Origin of the sequence: Vibrio fluvialis (genome assembly GCF_900460245.1) — a bacterium.
GTDB classification, from domain to species: domain Bacteria; phylum Pseudomonadota; class Gammaproteobacteria; order Enterobacterales; family Vibrionaceae; genus Vibrio; species Vibrio fluvialis.
Genome location: NZ_UHIP01000001.1, coordinates 1897773 through 1922031, shown reverse-complemented (window position 1 = coordinate 1922031; position 24259 = coordinate 1897773). Strand labels below are relative to the sequence as shown.

General features: G+C 50.1%; 20 protein-coding genes. 12 read left to right on the top strand and 8 right to left on the bottom strand.

The features are described 5' to 3' along the window. The 4 genes from lpoB (at nt 1) to DYA43_RS09025 (ending at nt 3745) form a co-directional block, all read left to right on the top strand. On the top strand, nt 1-591 hold the full coding sequence (gene lpoB / locus DYA43_RS09040) for a penicillin-binding protein activator LpoB (protein WP_020327800.1): 591 nt from the start codon (nt 1-3) through the stop codon (nt 589-591). A gap of 23 nt (nt 592-614) precedes the next feature. Beyond that, the gene (locus DYA43_RS09035) at nt 615-1469 is read left to right on the top strand and encodes a phosphotransferase (protein ID WP_020327799.1); all 855 of its coding nucleotides are present in this window, start codon (nt 615-617) and stop codon (nt 1467-1469) included. A gap of 100 nt (nt 1470-1569) precedes the next feature. After that, nucleotides 1570-2109 (top strand): alpha/beta hydrolase YcfP, encoded by a 540-nt coding sequence (ycfP, locus tag DYA43_RS09030; protein ID WP_020327798.1) that lies wholly within the window; start codon nt 1570-1572, stop codon nt 2107-2109. 346 nt (nt 2110-2455) lie between these two features. After that, nucleotides 2456-3745, top strand: coding sequence for an NAD(P)/FAD-dependent oxidoreductase (locus tag DYA43_RS09025; RefSeq protein ID WP_020327797.1), 1290 nt, complete (start codon nt 2456-2458; stop codon nt 3743-3745). 39 nt (nt 3746-3784) lie between these two features. On the opposite strand, the gene DYA43_RS09020 is transcribed toward DYA43_RS09025, so the two are convergent. From DYA43_RS09020 to DYA43_RS09005, 4 genes are all read right to left on the bottom strand, one after another. Beyond that, nucleotides 3785-4324 (bottom strand): GNAT family N-acetyltransferase, encoded by a 540-nt coding sequence (locus DYA43_RS09020; RefSeq protein WP_024373533.1) that lies wholly within the window; start codon nt 4322-4324, stop codon nt 3785-3787. Between the two features lie 67 nt (nt 4325-4391). Next, the gene (locus tag DYA43_RS09015; RefSeq protein WP_061056671.1) at nt 4392-5168 is read right to left on the bottom strand and encodes a peptidoglycan binding protein CsiV; all 777 of its coding nucleotides are present in this window, start codon (nt 5166-5168) and stop codon (nt 4392-4394) included. 103 nt (nt 5169-5271) lie between these two features. Continuing rightward, on the bottom strand, nt 5272-8733 hold the full coding sequence (gene mfd / locus DYA43_RS09010) for a transcription-repair coupling factor (protein ID WP_061056670.1): 3462 nt from the start codon (nt 8731-8733) through the stop codon (nt 5272-5274). A gap of 8 nt (nt 8734-8741) precedes the next feature. Further along, nucleotides 8742-9311, bottom strand: coding sequence for a hypothetical protein (locus DYA43_RS09005; RefSeq protein ID WP_024373531.1), 570 nt, complete (start codon nt 9309-9311; stop codon nt 8742-8744). A 175-nt stretch (nt 9312-9486) separates the two neighbouring features. On the opposite strand from DYA43_RS09005, the gene lolC reads away from it, so the two are divergent. The 3 genes from lolC to lolE are packed head-to-tail and all read left to right on the top strand — an operon-like array spanning nt 9487 to nt 12619. After that, entirely contained in the window at nt 9487-10695 is a 1209-nt protein-coding gene (gene lolC, locus DYA43_RS09000; RefSeq protein ID WP_055453396.1) for a lipoprotein-releasing ABC transporter permease subunit LolC, read from the top strand. Next, nucleotides 10688-11374 carry a lipoprotein-releasing ABC transporter ATP-binding protein LolD gene (gene lolD, locus DYA43_RS08995; RefSeq protein WP_061056669.1) on the top strand — a complete coding sequence of 229 codons (687 nt, stop codon included), beginning with the start codon at nt 10688-10690 and terminating at the stop codon, nt 11372-11374. The genes lolC and lolD overlap by 8 nt, the downstream gene beginning before the upstream one ends. Continuing rightward, on the top strand, nt 11375-12619 hold the full coding sequence (gene lolE, locus DYA43_RS08990; protein WP_020327789.1) for a lipoprotein-releasing ABC transporter permease subunit LolE: 1245 nt from the start codon (nt 11375-11377) through the stop codon (nt 12617-12619). 132 nt (nt 12620-12751) lie between these two features. Here the strand turns inward: lolE and DYA43_RS08985 are convergent, their stop codons facing one another. Continuing rightward, complete coding sequence (locus DYA43_RS08985; RefSeq protein ID WP_020327788.1) at nt 12752-13282, bottom strand: DUF2062 domain-containing protein; 531 nt, start codon at nt 13280-13282, stop codon at nt 12752-12754. 8 nt (nt 13283-13290) lie between these two features. On the opposite strand from DYA43_RS08985, the gene DYA43_RS08980 reads away from it, so the two are divergent. From DYA43_RS08980 to kdsB, 5 genes are read left to right on the top strand one after another with little or no spacing between them, the layout of a single operon-like run. Then, a complete protein-coding gene (locus DYA43_RS08980; RefSeq protein ID WP_081094775.1) occupies nt 13291-15528 on the top strand; it encodes a DNA internalization-related competence protein ComEC/Rec2 in 2238 nt (745 codons plus the stop codon). Between the two features lie 32 nt (nt 15529-15560). Beyond that, nucleotides 15561-17309, top strand: coding sequence for a lipid A ABC transporter ATP-binding protein/permease MsbA (gene msbA / locus DYA43_RS08975; RefSeq protein WP_020327786.1), 1749 nt, complete (start codon nt 15561-15563; stop codon nt 17307-17309). Nucleotides 17310-17312: 3 nt separating this feature from the next. Next, on the top strand, nt 17313-18320 hold the full coding sequence (gene lpxK / locus DYA43_RS08970; protein ID WP_061056668.1) for a tetraacyldisaccharide 4'-kinase: 1008 nt from the start codon (nt 17313-17315) through the stop codon (nt 18318-18320). Further along, nucleotides 18301-18480 carry a Trm112 family protein gene (locus tag DYA43_RS08965; protein ID WP_020327784.1) on the top strand — a complete coding sequence of 60 codons (180 nt, stop codon included), beginning with the start codon at nt 18301-18303 and terminating at the stop codon, nt 18478-18480. The genes lpxK and DYA43_RS08965 overlap by 20 nt, the downstream gene beginning before the upstream one ends. After that, nucleotides 18480-19223, top strand: a complete 744-nt coding sequence (kdsB, locus tag DYA43_RS08960; RefSeq protein ID WP_020327783.1) for a 3-deoxy-manno-octulosonate cytidylyltransferase — start codon at nt 18480-18482, stop codon at nt 19221-19223. The genes DYA43_RS08965 and kdsB overlap by 1 nt, the downstream gene beginning before the upstream one ends. Before the next feature lie 84 nt (nt 19224-19307). On the opposite strand, the gene DYA43_RS08955 is transcribed toward kdsB, so the two are convergent. The 3 genes from DYA43_RS08955 to DYA43_RS08945 form a co-directional block, all read right to left on the bottom strand. Beyond that, nucleotides 19308-20855, bottom strand: coding sequence for a SpoVR family protein (locus tag DYA43_RS08955; RefSeq protein ID WP_047456905.1), 1548 nt, complete (start codon nt 20853-20855; stop codon nt 19308-19310). Between the two features lie 11 nt (nt 20856-20866). After that, a complete protein-coding gene (locus DYA43_RS08950) occupies nt 20867-22135 on the bottom strand; it encodes a YeaH/YhbH family protein (protein ID WP_020327781.1) in 1269 nt (422 codons plus the stop codon). Between the two features lie 134 nt (nt 22136-22269). After that, the gene (locus DYA43_RS08945; protein ID WP_020327779.1) at nt 22270-24204 is read right to left on the bottom strand and encodes a PrkA family serine protein kinase; all 1935 of its coding nucleotides are present in this window, start codon (nt 24202-24204) and stop codon (nt 22270-22272) included. Nucleotides 24205-24259 lie beyond the last annotated feature (55 nt).

Here is a 24259-nt window from a genome sequence, read left to right as displayed (position 1 = left end):
ATGAAAAAAAGTATCATCGCGTTGCTTGGCCTGGCAGTAATTCTGGGCGGCTGTTCAAACAAAGTCAGTTATGGTGATGCACAAGCTGTAGAAACGGTCACTGTCGACTTCGGTTCTACGGATCTGCAAAAGATAGCTGCAGATATGATTGATAGCATGATGATGTCTGGTTCAGTGTCGGCAATCACCCGTGACTCACGTCCAATCGTATTTGTTGAGCGCATCAAAAACAAAACCAGCGAACACATCGATACCGAGTCCATCACCGATACCATCAGTACTAAAATGCTGAATTCGGGTAAATTCCGCTTTGTGGATATGGATCGTGTCGAGGCTGTGCGTGAACAGCTGAAATTCCAGAACAACGATGAACTGGTGAACCAAAGCACAGCGATTCAGTTTGGTAAAATGGTGGGCGCCGAGTACATGCTGTATGGCAACCTATCCAGCATCGTGAAGAATGCAGGTAGCGACACGGACGTTTACTACAAAATGACCATGCGCCTGATGGACCTGAAAACAGGCCTGATCGAATGGGCAGATGAAACCGAAATTCGTAAGCAGCAGTCTAAAAGCTTGTTTGGTTTGTAAGCTTTGAAATGAAGAGGTGAGTGATGGCGAGAATGTCCTGGCGTGAAGCGTGTCAGTTAGACCCCACGTTGCAATCCCTTACTCACTTTTTCTCGTTTCCTCCCGAATACGCGCAAACGCTGACGGGAGGGTTGACCAACCGTTGTTGGAAAGTGGTCTGCTCGCAAGGCAAAGCCTATGTATGGCGTCCGACAACTCCGATCACCAAAGCGTTTTCTATCTCTCGTTTCCAGGAATATCAGATTCTTAAGTCGATTGAATCCAGTCATATCGGTCCGGCAGCCGTATCCGTTAATGATCAGGGCCTGCTGGTGGAGTGGATAGAAGGCGAATCGCTGACCAATAATTTGCCGTTCGATTCGCTGCTTCGCACACAAATCCGCATTCATGAACTGAATGTTTCCCGCATTCCGGTGGCCCCGTTCAGCTTTACGGCAAGGGTCGATCACTATTGGATGCAGCTCAAATCTGAGTTCAAAACCGTTGAGATTCAGTCGCTGTATCAGGCCTGGAGAACGACTCCGAATACGGTGGATGTCCTGCCTGCGCTGTGTCATTTTGATCTGGCGGGCTACAATATGGTGAAAACCGCACAGGGCAATAAAGTTATCGACTGGGAATATGCCGCAATCGCAGACCCGAGGATGGACTTAGCGCTGAGCATCAATGTGGCCGGAGAGAAGATTCTCGATTCCGTATTTCGTTATTGCCAGTTACGTGACATTGATGATGTTGATGTGTGGGTGGATGGTGTGCAAGCTTGGTTGCCGCGAACGACCATGATGGCCATGCTGTGGTATCTGCTGGCGTTCCAGTTGTGGGGGGACGACAGTTACTATCAGCAGGCATTACACATCAAAGAAACATTCTGTAGTTAGGATCACTGTTTATCCACCTTGTTGCGGTAAATTGTTTTCTATATCTTTAAAACCATACAGTTCGTGGTAGATTAAAACCTCAAGGGAATCGGGGGACATTATGATTATTTATTTGCACGGGTTCGACTCAACTAGCCCAGGGAACCACGAGAAAGTCCTGCAGCTTCAGTTCATCGACGACGACGTTCGTTTCATCAACTACAGTACTTTGCATCCTAAGCATGATATGCAGCATCTGCTCAAAGAAGTTCATAAAGTGATTGAGCAATCCAACGACCCACACCCTATCATTTGTGGGGTAGGTTTAGGCGGCTATTGGTCAGAGCGGGTGGGTTTCTTGTGCGGTATCAAGCAGGTGATTATGAATCCTAATCTGCATCCTGAACGCAACATGGTCGGGCGAATTGATCGTCCTGAAGAATACGAAGACATCGCCACCAAATGCGTCGAGCAGTACCGAGTGAAGAATAAAGGCCGTTGCCTAGTTATTTTGTCACGTAACGACGAGATTCTGGATAATCGGGAAACTGCTAAAGAACTACAGGATTACTATGACATTGTTTGGGATGAAGCGCAGTCTCACAAATTCAAAAAGATTTCGCAGCATTTACAGACGATCAAATCCTTCAAAAATGCATAACCAGCACAAATGAAATGAGTTTCAGCGGCCCACGATACGGGCCGTTTTTTTGTCGCAAAAAAGCAGCGAATTCGGCGAATTCTTAGGTTGCGTGGGGAATTTACCTCTATATAATGGCTTGCGCATAAAAAATTTGATAGATATCAAAAAAACAGAAAGAGCAAGAACGAAAACTTGCCCGATATTTTTGCGTTAACCACGCTTTTAGCCCAATGAACGTGTCGATAGAGTATTAATAGCCGAAAACAAACATCGATACCCAAACGACAGTTTTGCAAAGAATTCTCTCGGTATGAGTCATCGTGCCGAACCATAGTTATTGATATTTGTTTTGAGGATTGTTGTTGTGACACGCATTATCGTAGTAGGCGGTGGCGCTGGTGGTCTTGAGCTTGCAACCAAGCTGGGCCGTACACTGGGCCGTAAACATCGCGCAGAAATCACACTGGTAGACCGTAACTCTAGCCACCTTTGGAAACCTTTGTTGCACGAAGTTGCAACCGGGTCTCTGGATGAAGGGGTGGACGCTCTGAGTTACCGTGCTCATGCCAAAAACCACAGCTTTGACTTTCAACTAGGCAGCCTTGAGTCCATCGACCGCGACAGCAAAACCATCATGCTGAGCGAACTGAAAGATGAACATGGTGAGCTTCTGATGCCAAAACGTGAATTGTCTTATGACATTCTGGTGCTGGCGATTGGTTCCACATCGAACGATTTCAACACTCCTGGTGTTCGTGAACACTGTATCTTCCTGGATAGCCCTGAACAGGCAAACCGCTTCCGTACAGAGATGAACAACGAGTTCCTGAAACTGCACGCGAAAAATGGTAACGGTACGGTAGATATCGCTATTGTCGGCGCGGGCGCGACAGGCGTGGAGTTGTCAGCGGAACTGCACAACGCGGTGAAAGAACTGCATACCTATGGCTTCGGTGATTTGGATTCCAGCAAGCTGAACGTGAACCTGATTGAAGCGGGTGAACGTATTTTGCCAGCATTGCCACCACGTATTTCAGCTGCTGCACACAGTGAGCTGACTAAACTGGGTGTGAATGTGCGTACCGCGACGATGGTCACAAAGGCGGAAGCGGATGGCCTGACAACGAAAGACGGCGAAAAAATCTCTGCGCAAATCATGGTTTGGGCGGCGGGTATTAAAGCACCGGATTTCATGAAAGAGATTGCTGGCCTGGAAACCAACCGCATTAACCAACTGGTGGTGAAAGACACACTACAAACCACACGTGACGACGATATTTTTGTTATCGGCGATTTGGCGCAATGCACTCAGGCTGACGGTTCATTCGTTCCACCACGTGCTCAAGCTGCGCACCAGATGGCGAGTCTGGCGTTTAAAAACATTGTGGCAAAACTGATTGGTCGCGAGATGAAACCTTACGTCTACAAAGACCATGGTTCTCTGGTGTCTCTGAGCCGATTCTCTACCGTTGGTAGCCTGATGGGCAACCTGACTAAAGGCTCTATGATGGTTGAAGGCCGTATCGCACGGGTGGTGTATATTTCACTATACCGCATGCATCAGATGGCGTTGCACGGCATGTTCAAAACTGGCCTGATGATGCTGGTGGGACGAATCAACCGCGTATTGCGTCCAAACCTCAAGCTTCACTAAGCAAGATGATTTAAAAAAGCCCCATCAGGGGCTTTTTTATTATTCTGGAATCAATGAATAGACAATGCCATCTTTAGGTTTACCGTCGAACAGAAAGCGGTTTCTGGCAATGGTTTCTTGCATCGCACCGCAGGCGATAGCGAGACGTTGACTGGCTGCGTTGTCCGGATCGCAAACGATCTCAAGCCGGGTGAGTTCCAGCCTGCTAAAACAGAACTCAATTAGCGCGCTAAGCGCTTCTTTTCCCATGCCCTGATGCTGATGGGTGTCGGCAACCCAGTAACCGAGGCTGGCCATATTGAAGGTATGGTAAAACTCATTAATCGCCACCATCCCCACAAGTTGCTGTTGCTTCTTGTCGAATACACCAAATCCGTAAGAGTCGGCCTTTACCCAGTTCAGACGAGTCGCCAGGATGAAACGTTCAGCCTCCTGCGTCGAGAACTGCGCATAACACCAATCCACCCACTGATGCAGAGAAGGAGAGTGGCGAACGCAGTCAGCAAACTCCGCGGCTTCCTCGAGAGTAATCAGGCGTAATTGCAGACGTTGGGTAATTATCTGAAAATCAGGGCTCATAAGTGATGCACCTATGCACGGTTTATCAGGTTTGAGTATAAAAGAAACGCCCACAAGGGGCGTTTCTTTAATTCTGGTCGACTCGGCGAACCTGGATGATCATCCCCATCAGAGGGTGATCCAAATAGTGGGTTTCGCCACTGCGCATTCGGCGCTTCTGATCCATGCGGTAGCTCTTCAGGAATGATTCCACATCCACGGTTGGCGATACGGATTCCAGGTTACCCGCCTGAACGGTGGCATTCTGCTCATCGGGTGCCACCGTCAGATCCAGTGGAGTATCCTTCATCACCACTTCGCGCACGCTTGGCTCTTTTAAATCCATCATTGCCTCAGCATACAGATAGTGCTGAACGTAGATTTGCAGTGTGCCATCGAGCTCATACAGCGGTTTGGCAATACTCTGCTCTACAACACCATTAATCGGCGTGTCGGTGGTGGCTGCTTTGGTCATCTCGCTGCCATCCGGCTTAAACTGGGCAGAATAATCTTTTCCCGCCTGAATGTGAAAAATCGGCGCGGCAGCGCGGCCTTCATCACCCTGACGCCAAGCCGTGTGCAGCAGTACCTGGAAACCAGCGTGGTTCTTTAGTTTCTGGGCCTGATCGTTTAGTTGGTACTGAGAATAAGGCAGCATCTGCACGCCTTTAGACTGGCGATAATTCGCATCGCCGAAGTTGCCAGCGCGCGATACGTTGATTTCCGGCAGGCTGTTTGGCCATGATTCACTCACTTTTTCAGCATCAACCGCTCGTTTGAAGAGAATCACTTCAATGTCGAACTGTCGCTGTGCCAGGCTTGGCATAGATACCAGCAAAAGTAGTAGTGGGATCAGCTTTTTCATTATGACTCCGTTATTCAGTGCGACGGCACTTTATTCTTGTCCCCATACACCAATGAAACAATCACATCATGCTGTATGGGTAGATCAAAAGAGAACGTATCTCTCAGGCTGCTGGAAGTAGATTTTGCTGGAATTCACTCAACATGTCTGCAACAAATTGAATTCTTTCTCTGCGATCGACCAGAGGTAAGGCAAATTTAAACTTGGTCGGCCCTTCCATAGCGAATTTCTTCGGTTGCGATTGCAGTAGTTTAACCAAAAACATAGGGTTAATGTCAGCATTCGGATAGAACTCAATGTAACCACCTTTCTCATGTGCCTCAATTTTGCGGATTTTGAGTCGTGCGGCGTTGAGCTTGAGATCGGCAATCGCCAGCAGGTTGAGCGCAGCGTCCGGCAATTTGCCAAAGCGGTCAATCAGCTCGACTTTCAGTTCCGTCAGTTCATCGCTGTCAGCTACGCTGGCGATCTGCTTGTACATCGACAAGCGGGTGTTAATGTCCGGAATGTAGTCATCGGGCAGCAACGCAGGAATTCGCATTTCAATTTCGGTTTGCTCACGCAAGAGATCGCCCAAGGACGGCTCTTTGCCTGACTTCAAGGCTTCGACGGCTTGCTCCAGCATTTCCATGTACAGCGTAAAACCAATCGACTGAATCTGACCGCTCTGCTCATCGCCAAGCAATTCACCCGCGCCGCGAATTTCCAGATCGTGAGTCGCCAGAGTAAAGCCCGCGCCAAGATCTTCCAACGAGGCAATGGCTTCAAGCCGTTTTATCGCGTCTTTGGTCATTGCTTTCGGATGCGGCGTCAGCAGGTAGGCGTAAGCCTGATGGTGAGAACGACCGACGCGTCCACGTAACTGGTGTAACTGCGCCAGACCTAATGAATCGGCGCGATCCATGATGATGGTGTTGGCGGTCGGCACGTCGATGCCCGTTTCAATGATGGTGGTACACACCAGCAGGTTGAAGCGCTGATGGTAAAAATCGTTCATCACGCGTTCCAATTCGCGCTCGCGCATCTGGCCATGCGCGACGGTAATGCGTGCTTCCGGAATCAGTTTTTCCAGATCGGCGGCCACTTTATCGATGCTTTCCACCTGATTATGCAGGAAGTAAACTTGACCACCACGCATGATTTCACGCAGTACGGCTTCGCGGATCACGCTGTCTTCACTCTGACGAACAAAGGTTTTGATCGCCATACGACGAGCCGGTGGGGTTGCGATGATCGACAGATCACGCATGCCACTCATCGCCATATTGAGGGTTCGCGGAATCGGTGTTGCGGTCAAAGTCAGAATATCGACGTCGGCGCGCATTCCTTTGACCTTCTCTTTCTGGCGCACGCCGAAACGGTGTTCTTCGTCGACAACAAGCAGGCCCAAATCGGCAAACTTGATGTCGCTCGAAAGCAGCTTATGAGTGCCGACAACGATGTCCACTTTGCCGTCCGCCACGTCTTGCAAAATGGCTTTCTGTTCTTTGGCCGATTTAAAGCGCGATAGCACTTCTACCCGAATCGGCAGGTTAGCAAAACGGTCGCGGAAGTTTTCAAAATGTTGTTGAGCGAGCAGGGTGGTCGGTACTAACACAGCCACTTGTTTTCCGTTGTCGGTGGCGACAAAGGCGGCGCGCATGGCGACTTCGGTTTTGCCAAAGCCCACGTCACCACACACCAGACGGTCCATGGCTTTCGGCTGACACATATCCGACATCACCGCATTAATGGCCATTGCCTGATCGTCGGTTTCTTCGAATGGGAAGCCCGATTTGAAGGTCGCGTACTGATCGCGATCGAGTTGGAATTTATAGCCAGGTTTCAGTTCACGTTTGGCGTATACATCCAGCAGCTCCGCCGCAACGTCACGCACTTTCTCCGCTGCCTTGCGGCGCGCTTTTACCCATGCTTCTCCACCGAGTTTATGCAGTGGCGCACTCTCTTCGGCACCGCCGGAATAGCGGCTGATGAGATTCAACGACGAAACCGGCACGTAAAGCTTGGCGTCGTTCTGATACTCCAACGTCACATATTCGGTGGTCATACCGCCAGCTTCCAGGGTTTGCAGGCCGACATAACGACCGATACCGTGATCAATATGCACCACGGGCTGCCCTGGCTTGAGTTCAGCCAGATTGCGGATGATGGCATCACTGTTGGTCGCTTTGCGCTCTTTCTTGCGGCGTTGAATAACGCGATCACCCAGTAAATCGCTTTCGCAAATCAACGCAAGCTGATGATCGCCAAAGATAAAGCCGCGCTCTGCCGAGCCCAACACCAACGCAAACTTATCGTCATTCTGATAAGCCTGCATAAAGTCGGCTTTGCTCTGCGGACGAAGTTTGATGCGTTGTAGCAGTTCCAGTAGTGCTTCGCGGCGACCTTCAGACTCTACCGAGAAAATCACTTTTCCGGCAAAACTTTCGCAGAACTGGCGCAGAGCGGCCAGTGGTTCTTTGTTCTGATGTTGAACTGCCAGGTCTGGCAGTGGTTGTAGACGTGGATTGACTCGACCAGCTTTTTCTTCCACCGGTTCAACACTCAACTGCACCTGGGGCAAAGCTTTAAAACGCGCAAACAGCTCGTCTTTTTTCAGCCACAGCTCCTCCGGTGGCAGCAGTGGGCGCAGCGGGTCGATTTTGCGTTGGTCGTAACGGTAATCCACATCTTTAAGAAAATGATCGATGGCGTTTTCGAGTTGGCCGACACTCAACAACTGGCTGCCTGAAGGCAGATAGTCAAAAAGCGTTTCGGTGTGGTCAAAAAACAGCGGCTGCCAGTATTCGATCCCCGCCGGCCACGTACCTTTGGAAACCTGCATATAGACAGATTCGGGCTCGCGACGCGCTTCAAAGCGGCCGCGCCATCGCGTACGGAACTCTTCAATTGCCTGCTCGGTGGTCGGAAACTCATGTGCTGGTAACAGACAGATTTCACCGATTTCTTCAATCGAACGCTGGTTTTCCGGATCGAAAGTACGAATGGTGTCGATTTCATCATCGAAGAAGTCAATCCGGTACGGATCGGCGCTCCCCATTGGGAACAGATCGAGAATCGAGCCACGGCTGGCGTATTCGCCCGGACCAAATACTTGATCGACATGGCGGTAACCGGAAATCTCCAACTGCACTCGCAGCTTATCTAACGAGAACAGGTCTCCGCGTTTGACCATCAACGTGTGTTGTAACAGAAAATCGCGCGGTGTTTGACGTTGCAACAGTGTGCTCACCGGCACGATAGTAATGCCGCGCGTTAACGAAGGCAGTTGATAGAGCCGGGAAATTCGGTCGGAAATGATTTCTTGGTGCGGCGAAAAGTTATCGTACGGCAGGGTTTCCCAATCCGGAAACAGAGCCACCGCTGCCTGACTGAACTGCTCAATCTCCTGCAGCAGCTTAAGCGCCGTTTGTGGATCAGGCACTGCGAGCAGAGTATGGCCGTTGTGCTGGTTGGCCAATTCGGCAATGGCCAGCGCCAGACTGGCACCATGAAGATTACCAACGTGTTTTTTGTCTCCCGCTCCAGTAGCGGCAGGCAGAGAGAGTAAAGTTTGTTTAGTCATGGTAACGCTTATGATTTTTCTCGGTCTAAAGAGCGTTGACGCAGCAGCTTCTGCTGTTGATAAAGGGCGGCTTTAATTAGCAGATCCTGATCGGTATCGCGCAGCAGTTCGTAACGTACCGTCACGATGAAATGGCCTTCTTCTGCTTCACAGGCAACAACCAGGCCGTAACAGTAGATAGCGGCCGCGGGATGTTCCAGAAAGAGCTTGGCTCGCACTTGCTGACCCGATTGCAAAGCACTTTTCGCTTTGTAGGTGAACTGGCTGGCGCCAAAGCTGACGGTGAAGGTTCGCAAGGTCGGATCGTCTTGTTGTGACAGCATGAAACTCAGTAGCAGATTCAGTTTCGAGTTCTGTGTTTCCAACAACTGAATCACGTGTTTAAAGTCGCTGTTTTTCAGTTCGAGCCTGGCTGCATCGTTGAGTTGATCCATCTGGCTGAATTCACTGGCGACAACAAACGGCGCCGGGATTTCAGCTTCAAAATCCAGTGGAGAAGGCAGCAGAAAGTCGGCCGGCATCGGCTCAACGTTGATGTTCAGTGCGTGATGCACCGTGAAATATTCTTGATCTGTCATAGTGTGTTCCTTCTCACCTCTGTGTTGATTATCGCTATACAGACCAAGTAATCAAGGTATGTCATTGTTATTGGTGTGAATTGAAGCGCCTCTAACAGAGAATTAGCAAAGAAAAACTACAACCTTGGCGGGATTCTCGCTACAGTAACGCCATCCTATTTGATTGGTTTTCATTATGTTTCATCCGATTTCTACCTTCATCGGGTTACGCTATCTGCGCGGGCGATCCGGTGACAGGTTCAGTCGTTTCGTTTCTTATATGTCGACGGCGGGCATCACCATCGGTGTGATGGCGCTGGTCACGGTGCTTTCGGTCATGAATGGCTTTGAAGCGCAGCTTAAAAATCGCATTCTTGGCGTGTTGCCACAAGCGGTGGTCTCTCAGGCTCAGGACAAAACGGTGCTGACCGATCAGGCGCCGCAATTTATTCGTGCGCTCTCGACTCAACGCGAACCTGAACCGATTGTTCGCAGCGAAGCGGTGATTCAGAGCGCATCGCAGCTTTCTGCCGGATTAATGGTTGGCATTGAACCTAATCAACACGACCCGATTGGCGACTATCTGATTGCAGGGCGCTTGTCTTCGCTCACCGAAGGTGAATACCGCGTCTTTCTCGGCCACACGTTGGCGCGTAATCTGAATGTGTCTGTCGGCGATAAGGTCCGTCTGATGGTGACCAGTGCCAGTCAGTTTACCCCGCTTGGCCGTATTCCGAGCCAACGTAATTTCACGGTTGCTGGTATTTTCAATACTGGTTCGGATGTGGATGGTCAGTTAATGATCACGCACATTCACGACGCAGGCAAATTACTGCGTTTTGACGACCAAACCGTTTCCGGCTGGCGTTTGTTCTTCAGCGATCCGTTTGTGGTTGGTGAACTATCGAAGTCGCCACTGCCGGATGGCTGGCAATGGAGCGACTGGCGCGATCAACGCGGTGAGCTTTTCCAAGCCGTGCGGATGGAAAAGAACATGATGGGTCTGATGCTGGGACTGATTGTTGGTGTTGCGGCGTTCAACATCATTTCTGCACTGATCATGGTCGTGATGGAGAAACAGGCGGAAGTGGCGATTTTGAAAACCCAGGGCATGACGGATCGCCAAGTGCTGGCTATTTTCATGGTTCAGGGGGCCAGCAGCGGCGTGATTGGCGCCATCGTCGGGGGCGCGCTCGGCGTGCTGCTGGCGGATAATCTCAATACCATTATGGATGCCCTTGGCGTGGCCTTGTTCCCGATGGGCGGTGAACTGCCTGTGCTGATTAATCCGCTGCAAATCTGTGTTGTCGTAGTTCTGGCTATTGCGCTAAGCCTGCTGGCGACTCTGTTCCCGTCTTACCGCGCATCTTCTGTTAAACCCGCTGAGGCTCTACGTTATGAATAACCTTTTACGTTGTCATCAAGTTTGCAAAACTTATCAGGAAGGCGATCTTCAGACGCAAGTGCTTAAAGGTGTGAGCTTTGAACTGCAGAAAGGGGAACTGGCATCGATCATTGGTTCATCAGGCTCAGGTAAAAGCACCTTGCTGCACATTCTGGGTGCGCTGGATGATGCGACTCAGGGCCATGTCGAGTTTTTGGGTCAACAGTTGAGCGCACTGAGTTCAAATAAACAAGCTAAGATCCGCAACAAACATTTGGGCTTTGTTTACCAGTTCCATCACTTGCTTGCCGATTTCAGTGCGTTAGAGAACGTTGCGATGCCGTTGCTGATTGGTGGTAAAAAAGTGGCGCAGGCGAAACAGGACGCGGCGGCGTTGCTGGAGCGGGTTGGACTCTCGCATCGTCTGGAACATCGACCTTCTGAGCTTTCCGGTGGTGAACGTCAGCGTGTGGCGATTGCCCGTGCGCTGGTGAATAAACCCGATTTAGTTCTGGCAGATGAGCCGACAGGTAACCTTGACCACAAAACTGCGCTGTCAATTTACGATTTGATGCGTGAATTGAACCGTGAGTCGGGCACCGCCTTTTTAGTAGTGACGCACGACGGTGAATTGGCCGCCAAGATGGATCGCCGACTGCACATGCAGGATGGTCTGCTGCTGAATGTGGGGGAAGCATAGGTGCTGGCTTCATTGTCTCTTTTCATCGGCGGCCGTTTTAGTCGTGCTAAGCAGCGCAACAAAATGGTGTCGTTTATTTCGCTCTCATCCACCATCGGTATTGCAGTTGGTGTCGCGGTGATCATCATTGGTCTGTCGGCGATGAACGGATTTGAACGCGAGTTACAAAACCGTGTTCTGTCGGTTATCCCACATGGCGAGTTTGAAGGTGTGCGCGGTCCTATTCAGAACTGGCAGTCGATGGTGAAACAAGCAACCAAAAATCCGCAGGTATTGGCTGCTGCGCCGTATGTCAAATTCACTGCGCTGGCTGAAAAAGGTACGCAGCTAAAAGCCATTGAAGTGCGCGGTGTGGATCCCGATATGGAACAGGCGGTATCGCGTTTGTCGCAGTTCGTGACCAATAACGCGTGGTCAACGTTTGTGCCCGGTGAACAGCAGGTGATTCTGGGCAAAGGTGTGGCGGATCAGCTTGGGGCCAAGGTCGGTGACTATGTCACGTTGATGATCCCAACCGCCGACGGTTCATCACGCGTACAGGCTCCTCGTCGAATTCGGGTGCAGATTTCTGGTCTGTTGGCCCTGAACGGTCAGATTGACCACAGCATGGCACTGCTGCCGTTAGCCGATGCGCAGCAATATGCTCGTTTGGAGCAGGGCGTGAGCGGCGTATCTATCAAGGTGGCTGATGTGCTGAGTGCGAATCAAATCGTGCGCTCAGTGGGTAACACGCTGAATGAATATGTTTACCTGCGCAGCTGGCAGCAGAAGTTTGGCTTTCTGTATCGCGACATTCAAATGGTGCGCACCATTATGTATCTGGTGATGGTGCTGGTGATAGGGGTGGCGAGTTTTAACATTGTGTCCACGCTGATGATGGCGGTTAAGGACCGCGCTGGCGAGATCGCGATTCTGCGCACTATGGGCGCGACGGATGGTCTGGTGAAGCGAATTTTCGTCTGGCAGGGCGTGTTTTCTGGTGTGCTGGGCAGTATCGTCGGCAGTGTGTTTGGTGTCGTGATTGCGTTTAACCTCACTCCTTTGGTGAAAGGGCTGGAAACGCTGATTGGCCATCACTTTTTATCCGGTGATATCTATTTTGTAGATTTCCTGCCTTCACAGGTGGAAAGTGGTGATGTGCTGTTAGTGTCTGGCACGGCAATCGTGCTGAGCCTGCTCGCAACCTGGTATCCCGCAGCGCGCGCCAGCAAACTCAATCCGGCGAGCGTACTGAGTAGCAAGTAACTATTAAGCCGAATCAGGTACAACAAAAAAGGACCCGATGGGTCCTTTTTTCATACTCGGTTTGCAAGTGTTGCAAACCAGAATTCGTTATCGCTCTCAGCGCTAATTAAATGCTGCACAGCGCTAACGCCTTCAGATTATCTTGGAGGGCATTTTCGTCACGCGGCGTTTTTGCCAGCTGCGAACCACGGAATAGCGCCACAGGCCGCGAATACCAAAATAGCCAAGAAACGCAGCTACAACACCACATACGCCACAACCTAGCAGGAACGGAGGCCCGATGGTACTCATTTGTTGCATGATGAAATCCCAGGTCAGCTCAAAATGAAACGGCTGCGGCGGTACATTCATCAGCCATGCGCCGAGTTTGTAACAGAAGTAAAAAATGACTGGCATCGTGATGGGGTTAGTAATCCAGACCAGAGCCACAGAAAGAGGTAAGTTCACACCACATAAAATGGCAAGCCCGGCTGACATGATCATCTGACTTGGCAGTGGAACAAACGCCATAAACAGACCAACGGCGAAAGCGCCCGCAGCAGAGCGTCGATTGAGACACCACAAGTTCGGGTTATACAGCACATTGCCAAAAACTTTTAATGCCTTTTGACGCTTAATCACATCATGGTCAGGCATGAACCGCTTAATGAATTTTCTTGGCATAGGGGAACATGACTCTCTATTCGAATTACTGGATGCTCGCTTCGTTCTCGCTCACCGTATTGTCTGCGCCCCTTTGGCCGTGGATGCCAGAGTGGGATTTTGCATTCATTTGCCTTGCTGCTCTGATGACCACGCTCGTGGTGAGCCGATTCAGAGTTTTTGGCGGGATCGCGCTTGCCTTGTTAGTGATAGTAACACACGGCAACGTTGTGAGATCTCAATCCAACACTATTTTTCAAGCAGGGCAGGATATTACCATAAAAGGTGAAGTTGACAGCTTTTTTAAGCAAATTAGTTATGGTTATGAAGGGACTGTAGTAGTCAGATCAATCAATGGACAACAATTGCACACTTTTTGGCAGCCGAAGGTGCGGTTAATTGCTCCGGTCGATCTGCAAATTGGCGATCAGTTTGAGTTTTCTGTAATGGTTAAACCCGTTTATGGCCGCCGTAATGAGGCCGGTTTTGACTTAGAAGCTTACTACTTCAGTCAGGGTTGGGTTGCGAGAGTGAACGTTAAACCTCAGTCAAAATTTGAGGTCGTTTCAACGCCGAATTTTCGCAGTATGTTGTACCGCCAAATCAAAACATGGACGCAAAACAGCCCTTCTCAAGGCATGATCTTGGCGCTGACATTTGGTGACCGCAACGGCATTCATGAAGCTGAATGGCGCTCACTGAGAAATAGCGGACTCATCCATCTGGTGGCGATATCCGGTTTGCATATTGGCATGGCGTTCGCGATTGGTTATCTGATTGGAACTGCGATGATGCGGCTGCATGTCAGTTTGCTGTGGATGCCTTTCGTTTCCGGGATGTGTATTGCCGCGATTTATGCATGGCTGGCAGGATTTACCTTGCCGACCCAGCGCGCTTTGTTGATGTGCGGTCTCAACGTCGCTCTCACGATGAGTGGCGTGCGTGTGACGGCGGTGCAGCGAATCCTTATCACCCTTGCTGCGGTATTAATCGTGACGCCGTTTGCGCCGCTCTCCAACAGTTTCTGGCTCTCATTCTTGGCGGTCGCGTTGGTTTTGTATCAATTGGCAGACCGAACAACACGTCATGGCTGGCGAAAATGGCTGACGGTGCAATGCTCGTTAGTCACTATGATGATTCCAGTTTCCGCGTATTTTTTCTCCGGGTTCAGTGTTTCGTCGGCACTCTATAACCTGATTTTTATTCCTTACTTCAGCTTTGTCATCGTCCCGCTGCTGTTTCTCGCACTGTTTCTCACTACCTTTGTCGGAGATATCACCTGGCTGTGGCGTGGGATTGACCTGAGCTTCTGGCCACTGCAGCGGGCACTGGAATGGGCGGGATCGAGCTGGATTGCTGTAAGTCAGACGGCGACGGTCGTATTTAGTGTTGGCCTTCTCCTTTGGGTTTGCCGCCCGGTATTAAGCTGGCGAGCTCAACTCTATGCGGGAATTGCATTACTTGGCTTTGGCTTTTTTACCCCACACGATGAGCGTTGGCGAGTTGATATCCTTGATGTCGGGCACGGTCTGGCAGTGTTGATTGAACGGAATCACAACGCCCTGTTGTACGACACCGGCAGTGGCTGGCCTGAAGGCAGTTACGTTCGCTCTTTGATTGTTCCAATACTCAATCAGCGCGGTATGGACTCTCTGGATGGTTTAATTCTCAGCCATACAGACAATGACCACGCTGGTGGTTTAAAAGATGCCGAAACCTTATTGTCCCCGAAATGGGTTGTGGCGAGTCAGTCTGGTCCAAATTGGCAGGCTTGCCACACGGGAGAACAGTGGGAATGGCAAGGACTGACGATGACGGCACTGTGGCCGCCGCAAACCGTCAATCGTGCTTATAATCTGCAGTCGTGCGTGATTCGATTAAGCGATCCTGAATACGGTCATTCACTACTTCTGGCTGGCGATGTTACGGCAGTCGGTGAGTGGTTACTCAGTCGGCAACCCATGGATATTCAGAGCGATGTCATCATTGTGCCTCATCACGGCAGTAAAACGTCCTCAACGCGTCAGTTTATCGAGCGGGTTTCCCCGCAAGTGGCCATTGCGTCTCTGGCGAAAGGGAATCAATGGCAGTTGCCGCATCGCAGTGTGGTGGCGCGTTATGTGGATGCGGGGTCCGACTGGCTTGATACTGGCGAGGCGGGGCAAATCACTCTGACTTATCAAGCTCAATCCCGGCAGCTATCGACTCTGCGCCAAATAGGAAATCCTTCATGGTATAGGCAGATGCTACGTAAAGGGGTAGAATGAGCGCAATATTGTCATAAAAATAAAGCATATCTATGTCACTGAATTCTGACGAAACCACCTGGAAAACGTTTAAGCGTTTATGGACTTATATCCGCCTTTACAAATCTGGGTTAGTGGTCGCCGTTATCGCTCTGGTTATCAACGCCGTTTCTGATACCTATATGATCTCGCTACTTAAACCTTTATTGGATGAAGGGTTTGGTCAAGCGGAATCTAATTTCCTTAAAACGCTGCCGTTTATCATTCTTGGCCTGATGTTTCTTCGGGGCCTCAGCGGATTCGTCTCTTCTTACTGCTTAAGCTGGGTTTCCGGGAACGTGGTGATGCTGATGCGCCGCCGTATTTTCAACCAGTTCATGCATATGCCCGTCAGTTTCTTTGACCGTGAATCGACAGGTGGTTTGCTCTCACGTATTACTTACGATACCGAGCAGGTTGCCGGTGCTACCAGCAAAGCATTGGTCAGTATTGTCCGTGAAGGGGCAAGCATCGTCGGTTTGCTGGTGCTGATGTTCTGGAACAGCTGGCAGTTATCGCTGGTCCTGCTGGTTGTCGCGCCGATTGTTGCTTTGGGCATTCGCGTCGTCTCAAAGCGTTTTCGCAAGATCTCAAAAAACATGCAAACCACTATGGGGCATGTGACTGCGTCGGCGGAACAGATGCTGAAAGGCCATAAAGTGGTACTGAGCTACGGTGGTCAGGATGTAGAAACCAAGCGTTTTGAAACCGTCAGCAACAAAATGCGCCAACAAACGATGAAACTGGTGTCCGCTCAGTCTATTGCGAACCCTGTGATTCAGATGATTGCCTCAATGGCCTTGGTTGCCGTTTTGTATCTGGCAAGCTTTGATTCTGTACGCGATCAACTGACCCCAGGTACGTTCACGGTAATTTTCTCTGCGATGTTTGGCCTGATGCGTCCTTTGAAGGCGCTGACCAACGTGACATCAGACTTCCAGCGCGGCATGGCAGCGAGTCAGACTCTGTTCCAACTGATGGCGCTGGAAACCGAAACCGACAACGGCAAGTTTGAAACGGACAAAGTACGCGGTGAGATCGCTGTTAAGGATGTAACGTTCACCTACCAAGGCAAAGAAAAACCTGCCCTGTCGCATGTGAGTTTTACCATCCCGCAAGGGAAAACGGTGGCTTTGGTTGGCCGCTCTGGGTCCGGTAAATCGACCATCGCGAATCTGTTTACGCGTTTTTATGACGTTGATTCGGGGTCTATCACACTGGATGATCACGATATCCGCGATTACAAACTGACGAACCTGCGTCAGCACTTCGCTCTGGTGTCGCAAAACGTGCATCTGTTCAATGACACCATCGCCAACAACATTGCTTATGCGGCAGAAGGCGACTTTACCCGTGAGCAGATTGAAGAAGCGGCGCGTCTCGCGCATGCGATGGATTTCATCCAGAACATGGAAGATGGTCTGGATACCATGATTGGCGAAAACGGCGCCAGCTTGTCCGGTGGTCAACGCCAACGTATCGCGATTGCGCGTGCGTTATTGCGTGATGCCCCTGTACTGATCTTGGATGAAGCGACCTCGGCGCTGGATACGGAATCTGAACGCGCAATTCAGGCTGCGCTGGATGAGCTGCAAAAGAACAAAACGGTTCTGGTTATTGCGCACCGTTTGTCGACGATCGAACAGGCTGATGAGATTCTGGTGGTCGATGAAGGTGAAATTATTGAGCGCGGTAAACATGCTGAGCTGCTGGCTAAAGATGGCGCATACGCTCAGCTACACCGTATTCAGTTCGGTGAATAACACGTGATTGAGAAAATCTGGTTTCACCGCCATCCCATGTTTTACCTGCTGTGGCCGATTTTGTGGCCACTGAGCTTGATCTTCTCGGCTGTGAGTCGCTCGCGCCGAGAAAGCTACCAAAACGGAAAAAAACACAGCTACAAGGCTCCGGTACCAGTCATTGTGGTTGGCAATATCACCGCGGGTGGAAATGGTAAAACACCTGTGGTGGTGTGGCTGGTGGAAACGCTGCAATCACTAGGTTACAAGCCTGGCGTTGTTTCTCGTGGTTATGGTGCCAAAGCGCCGCGCTACCCACTGTTAGTCGATGGACAAACTCCAGCTGCTCATTGTGGCGACGAACCGAAACTTATCCATCAACGCACGGGTGTGCCGGTCGCGGTGGATCCGGTTCGTGCTAATGCAGTCAAGGCTTTGCTAAATCAACAAATTGATATCGTTGTCACCGATGATGGGTTGCAACATTACGCTCTGGAACGAGATATTGAGTTCGTAGTGATCGATGGCACCCGCCGTTTTGGTAACGAACAGATGATTCCATTAGGCCCGCTGCGTGAACCGATTGCCAGGCTCAAAGAGGTCGACTTCATCATTACCAATGGTGGAGTGGCTCAGGATGGCGAAATCGCAATGAGCCTAAAGCCCGGTTTGGCGATCAATTTGCAGACAGGTGAAAAAATATCGGTCAGCGAACTGACCAATCTGGTCGCTTGGGCTGGCATTGGTCATCCACCTCGTTTTTTTAATACGCTCAACGAGTTAGGTGCAAAATCTGTAGTTACTCACGGTTTTGCCGATCATAAAGAATTTGATGTCTCTGAGCTGCGCGCGTTAGCCAGCCAAGGGGACCATGTCATCATGACAGAAAAAGATGCCGTCAAATGCACCGGCTTTGCCGAGAAAAACTGGTGGTATTTACCTGTTTCAGCGGAGATTGCCGCCGAAGATAAACAGTGCATTCTGGAAACAATTAAAGAGGTAATGGAACAGTATGGATCACCGTCTGCTTGAGATCGTGGCTTGCCCGGTATGTAAAGGCAAACTAACTTACGATAAAGATAACCAAGAGCTGATTTGTAAGTTGGATCGCCTTGCTTATCCGATCAAAGAGGGCATTCCAGTGCTGCTGGAAAGCGAAGCTCGCACTATGTCGATGGATGAGGGACGCTAATGTCATTTACGGTCGTCATTCCTGCGCGCTATCAGTCAACTCGCTTGCCGGGTAAGCCGCTGGCGGATATCGCAGGCAAACCTATGGTGCAATGGGTGTATGAACAAGCCATGCAAGCGGGTGCTGAGCGTGTCATTATCGCGACGGATGATGCGCGAGTTGAGCAAGCGGTGCTGGCGTTTGGTGGCACAGTCTGTATGACGTCACCGGATCATCAATCAGGCACTGAACGTCTAGCTGAAGTGGTTAAATTGATGGGTATCGAAGATGACCACATCATCGTCAATGTTCAGGGAGACGAGCCGTTAATCCCGCCGAGTATCATTCGTCAGGTGGCCGATAATCTGGCTGCCAGCCAAGCACCAATGGCGACACTGGCGGTTGAAATCAGCCATGAAGACGAAGTGTTTAACCCGAATGCGGTGAAAGTGGTCACTGACAAAGATGGCTACGCGCTCTATTTCAGCCGTGCAACGATTCCTTGGGATCGTGACAACTTTGCCAAAGACAAAACCGTCGTTCAGCCTCTGATGCGTCATATTGGTATCTACGCGTATCGCGCAGGATTCATCAATACTTATATTCAATGGCCTGCTAGTCAGTTGGAAAAAATTGAGTGCCTCGAGCAGCTTCGTGTGCTTTGGTATGGTGAGAAAATCCATGTTGCGGTTGCATTGGAAGCGCCACCTGCTGGTGTAGATACGCCAGAAGATCTGGACGCTGTGCGCCGCATTGTCGGTTAATGGTGACCAACAGATAAAGAAAAGCCCCGTTAATCCCGGGGCTTTTTATTACAAATAGAATGTTAGATGTTGTGTTTTGCCCGTTTAATTATGACTCTCGAAGTCATTCCTCTTCGGGCAGGTTGCGAGGATCTCTCTTCTTCCTGTTTCCTTGACCTCCTCTAGTTTGACTTCAAAACCCCACAGGCGGTGCATGTGTTTCAGCACCTCCTCATAGCTTGGATCTAAAGGAATACGATCGTGTGGGACGTACTGTAGCGTAATGGAACGATCACCACGCACGTCAACGCTGTAGACCTGAATGTTTGGTTCTAAGTTGCTGAGGTTGTACTGAGCGGCCAGTTTCTCCCGTATCTGGCGATAGCCCAGGTCGTCGTGGATCGCACTGACTTCGATGAAGTTTTTGTGGTCATCATCGGAGATGGCGAACAGTTTAAAGTCACGAATGATTTTCGGTGACAGGTATTGGCTGATGAAGCTTTCGTCTTTGAAGTTATGCATGGCAAAATGTACCGCTTCCAACCAGTCGGATCCCGCCAGTTCCGGGAACCATTCCCGGTCTTCATCAGTCGGTTCTTCACAAATTCGTTTGATGTCGCGGAACATCGCAAAACCCAGCGCATAAGGGTTAATGCCGTTGTAATACTGGCTGTTATAGGGGGGCTGAGCCACAACGCTGGTATGACTATGCAGGAATTCCAGAATGAATTTGTCTGACACCAGCCCTTCATCGTAAAGATGGTTGAGAATAGTGTAGTGCCAGAAGGTGGCCCAGCCTTCATTCATGACCTGCGTCTGTTTCTGCGGGTAGAAATACTGGCTGACCTTACGCACGATACGCACGATTTCTCGCTGCCAAGGTTCCAGCAGTGGGGCATGTTTTTCAATAAAGTAGAGAATGTTTTCCTGAGGCTCACTCGGGAAACGACGTTGCCCCTCCGTCTCGGTGGCTTTCTTCGGTACGGTGCGCCACAGTTCGTTAACCTGCGATTGCAGGTAGGCTTCACGTTCTTCCTGACGGGCCTTTTCTTCTGCGATCGAGATTTTCTCCGGCCGTTTGTAGCGGTCAACCCCATAATTCATCAGGGCATGGCACGAGTCCAGTAGCTGTTCTACTTCAGCGACGCCATACTTCTCTTCACACTGGGTGATGTAGTTTTTGGCAAACAGCAAGTAGTCGATAATAGAACTGGCATCTGTCCAGGTTTGGAACAAGTAGTTGCCCTTAAAAAACGAGTTATGTCCGTAACACGCATGGGCCATCACCAATGCCTGCATGGTGACGGTGTTCTCCTCCATCAGATAGGCAATACACGGGTCGGAGTTGATCACGATTTCGTACGCGAGCCCCATCTGGCCGTGCTTGTAATTCTGCTCAGTCTGAATGAATTTTTTACCAAACGACCAGTGATTGTAATTAATCGGCATACCGATACTGGAATAGGCATCCATCATCTGTTCAGAGGTGATCACTTCAATCTGATTCTGGTACGTATCCAATTTGTAATGTTCGGCAACCCGTTTGATTTCAACGTGGTAACGCTCAAGCAAATCAAAAGTCCAGTCTGGCCCGTCGGGTAGCATCTTGTTCTTCGCTTTGCGCTTTGGTGTTGCTTTGGTTTTCGTAGTCATGTGCGCTCCCCCTATGCCGTTTCCTTATGGAACAGCTCCCTGAACACAGGGAAAATGTCTTCCACATTACGAATGTTCTTCATTGCAAAATTATCGAATGAAGGCTGCAGTTTTTCGTATTCATGCCACAGAGTCTGATGCGAGCGTCGAGTAATTTCGATGTACGCATAGTACTGGCAGTAGGGCAGGAGTTTGTTCGTCAGTAGCTCTTTACAACGAGGTGAGTCGTCGGCCCAGTTGTCGCCGTCGGAAGCTTGCGCGCCGTAGATATTCCATTCTCCGAGCGGATAACGCGCCTCGATGATTTCATGCATCAGCTTGAGCGCACTGGAGACAATGGTGCCCCCGGTTTCCTGAGAATAGAAAAACTCGTGTTCATCCACTTCTTTGGCTTGTGTGTGGTGACGAATGAAAACCACTTCAACGTTTTCATAGGTTCGGGTCAGGAACAGATACAGCAAGACATAAAAACGTTTGGCGATGTCTTTGGTGGCCTGATCCATAGAGCCGGAAACGTCCATCAGACAAAACATGACGGCCTGACTGGAAGGCACCGGTCTTTTTTCATAGTTTTTGAAGCGTAAATCGAATGTGTCTATGAAAGGTACGCTTTCAATTTTTTTGCGCAGCTCTTCAATTTCTTGTTTGATACGACGTTCTTCCAGCATTTGAGCAGGCTCCGAATTCTGGATACGTTCGAGTTCTGCTTCGAGCTCATGCATGAGACGTCGTTTACCTGCCGTCATGGCCGTGCGGCGAGCGAGCGATTGCTGTAGCGAGCGCACCACGGAAATGTTGGCTGGAATCCCCGCGGTCTGGAAACCGGAGCGATGCGTTTTCCATTCACGGATTTTATTGACCTGATTTTTCTTCAGGTTGGGTAGTTCAAGGTCTTCAAACAGAATGTCCAGATATTCGTCTTTTGAAATCTGAAATACAAAATCATCCTGACCTTCGCCGTCGGGACTCGCTTCACCTTCACCTGAACCGCCTCCCTGACCGCCTTTCGGGCGTTCGATTTTGTCGCCGCGAATGAACTGGTCGTTACCCGGATGCACGCGTTCACGCAGGCCGCCTTTGCCTTGATGGAAAACCGGTTCCTTAATGTCACGATGCGGAATGGAAACATCTTCGCCCGTTTCTGTGTTGGTGATGGAACGACGATTTACGGCATCGGCGACCGATTCCTTGATCTGCTCTTTGTAACGGCGTAAGAAACGCTGTCTGTTGACTGCGCTCTTGTTCTTGCCGTTCAACCTTCTGTCGATAAATTGCGCCATGAGATTCTCCCTGTAAACGTCCCCCAGTGAGCGTTGTTCGCTCATACGACTTCGGGCCTGCCCTGAGTGTTAGACCAGCAGAAGTGGCATCCTATCCGAATGCCACCGCCACTTATGCCAGGGCTGATTGACTGTTAAGAGGATTTACGAACGCGTAAATACCACTCAGACAGCAATCGGACTTGCTTCTCTGTGTAGCCCTTCTCCATCATACGGGCGACAAAGTCGTCGTGTTTCTTCTGATCATCAGAAGAGGTTTTCGCATTGAAGGAGATAACAGGAAGTAACTCTTCGGTATTCGAGAACATTTTTTTCTCGATCACGGTGCGTAGTTTTTCGTAGCTGGTCCAAACCGGGTTCTGACCATTGTTGTTGGCACGGGCACGCAACACGAAATTGACGATTTCGTTGCGGAAATCTTTCGGGTTACTGATGCCTGCGGTTTTCTCAATTTTCTCCAGTTCACTGTTCAGGGCTGAACGGTCAAACAGCTGGCCGGTTTCAGGGTCGCGGTATTCCTGATCCTGAATCCAGAAGTCAGCGTAGGTGACATAACGGTCGAAAATATTCTGACCGTACTCCGAGTAAGACTCGAGGTAAGCGGTCTGAATTTCTTTGCCAATAAATTCCACATAACGCGGAACCAGATAGCCTTTGAGGAATTCCAGATAGCGATCGGCGGTTTCTTGCGGGAACTGCTCACGTTCGACTTGTTGCTCAATAACGTAGAACAGATGAACCGGGTTTGCGGCCACTTCGCTGTGGTCGAAGTTGAACACGCGTGACAGGATCTTGAACGCGAAACGGGTCGACAGACCGGACATCCCTTCATCCACTCCGGCGTAATCGCGATACTCCTGATAGCTTTTCGCTTTCGGGTCGGTATCTTTGAGTGTTTCACCATCGTAGACTCGCATTTTGGAGAACACGGACGAGTTTTCTGGTGTTTTCAGACGAGAGAGCACGCTGAACTGGGCCAATAGATCCAAGGTACTTGGCGCGCATGGCGCTTGCGACAGTTCACTATGGTCGAGCAGTTTCTGATAAATTTTGACTTCTTCCGATACACGCAGACAGTAAGGCACTTTGACGATGTACACACGGTCAAGGAAGGCCTCATTGTTTTTGTTGTTGCGGAAAGTTTGCCATTCAGATTCGTTCGAGTGCGCCAGAATCATGCCATCAAACGGCAGGGCAGACAGGCCTTCAGTACCGTTATAGTTGCCTTCCTGCGTTGCGGTCAGCAACGGGTGGAGGACTTTGATTGGTGCTTTGAACATCTCAACGAATTCCATCAAGCCTTGGTTGGCTCGGCATAGCGCACCTGAGTAGCTATACGCATCCGGGTCATCCTGAGAGAAATGTTCCAGTTTACGAATGTCGACTTTACCCACCAGTGATGAAATATCCTGATTGTTCTCATCGCCCGGCTCAGTTTTGGCAACCGCGATTTGGTCCAGAATGGAAGGGCGCACTTTGACGACTTTGAACTTAGTAATATCACCACCGAATTCATGCAGGCGTTTTGCCGCCCAAGGAGACATGATGGAGCGCAGGTAACGTTTCTCGATACCATATTCCTGTTTCAGCAGGTCGCCGTCTTCGTTGACGTCAAACAGACAGAATGGATGATCGTTTACCGGGCTGCGTTGCCCGTTGACTGACAACACATAAATTGGCATTTGCTGCATCAGAGCTTTCAGCTTTTCTGCCAGCGATGATTTACCGCCGCCCACCGGGCCGAGTAAATACAAGATCTGTTTACGCTCTTCCAGTCCTTGGGCAGCGTGTTTGAGGTAAGAAACGATTTGTTCGATAGCGTCTTCCATACCGTAGAAGTCTTCGAACGTTTTGTAGCGAGAAATCACACGGTTTGAAAAAATTCGACTGAGACGCGGGTGTTTTGATGTATCGACAAACTCGGGTTCGCCGATAGCGATTAGCAAGCGCTCCGCTGCGTTGGCGTAAGCACTTTTGTCTTCTTTACACAGAGCTAGAAATTCCTGAATGGAAAGCTCTTCGTCCTTGGCTGCTTCATAGCGTGCCTGAAAGTGGTCAAAAATACTCATAGTGATTCCCCTCTGAAAATGTCGTGATGACATACAACCGCTTAAAAACACAAAT

Coding starts and splice junctions, on each gene's coding strand:
- DYA43_RS09020 (WP_024373533.1), bottom strand. CDS start 4,324: ATGAGCCCTGATTTTCAGATAATTACCCAACGTCTGCAATTACGCCTG.
- DYA43_RS08950 (WP_020327781.1), bottom strand. CDS start 22,135: ATGGCGCAATTTATCGACAGAAGGTTGAACGGCAAGAACAAGAGCGCA.
- DYA43_RS09015 (WP_061056671.1), bottom strand. CDS start 5,168: ATGAAAAAGCTGATCCCACTACTACTTTTGCTGGTATCTATGCCAAGC.
- lolC (WP_055453396.1), top strand. CDS start 9,487: ATGTTTCATCCGATTTCTACCTTCATCGGGTTACGCTATCTGCGCGGG.
- msbA (WP_020327786.1), top strand. CDS start 15,561: ATGTCACTGAATTCTGACGAAACCACCTGGAAAACGTTTAAGCGTTTA.
- lolD (WP_061056669.1), top strand. CDS start 10,688: ATGAATAACCTTTTACGTTGTCATCAAGTTTGCAAAACTTATCAGGAA.
- mfd (WP_061056670.1), bottom strand. CDS start 8,733: ATGACTAAACAAACTTTACTCTCTCTGCCTGCCGCTACTGGAGCGGGA.
- DYA43_RS08965 (WP_020327784.1), top strand. CDS start 18,301: ATGGATCACCGTCTGCTTGAGATCGTGGCTTGCCCGGTATGTAAAGGC.
- DYA43_RS09005 (WP_024373531.1), bottom strand. CDS start 9,311: ATGACAGATCAAGAATATTTCACGGTGCATCACGCACTGAACATCAAC.
- DYA43_RS08985 (WP_020327788.1), bottom strand. CDS start 13,282: ATGCCAAGAAAATTCATTAAGCGGTTCATGCCTGACCATGATGTGATT.
- DYA43_RS08955 (WP_047456905.1), bottom strand. CDS start 20,855: ATGACTACGAAAACCAAAGCAACACCAAAGCGCAAAGCGAAGAACAAG.
- DYA43_RS08980 (WP_081094775.1), top strand. CDS start 13,291: ATGACTCTCTATTCGAATTACTGGATGCTCGCTTCGTTCTCGCTCACC.
- DYA43_RS08945 (WP_020327779.1), bottom strand. CDS start 24,204: ATGAGTATTTTTGACCACTTTCAGGCACGCTATGAAGCAGCCAAGGAC.
- ycfP (WP_020327798.1), top strand. CDS start 1,570: ATGATTATTTATTTGCACGGGTTCGACTCAACTAGCCCAGGGAACCAC.
- DYA43_RS09035 (WP_020327799.1), top strand. CDS start 615: ATGGCGAGAATGTCCTGGCGTGAAGCGTGTCAGTTAGACCCCACGTTG.
- lpoB (WP_020327800.1), top strand. CDS start 1: ATGAAAAAAAGTATCATCGCGTTGCTTGGCCTGGCAGTAATTCTGGGC.
- kdsB (WP_020327783.1), top strand. CDS start 18,480: ATGTCATTTACGGTCGTCATTCCTGCGCGCTATCAGTCAACTCGCTTG.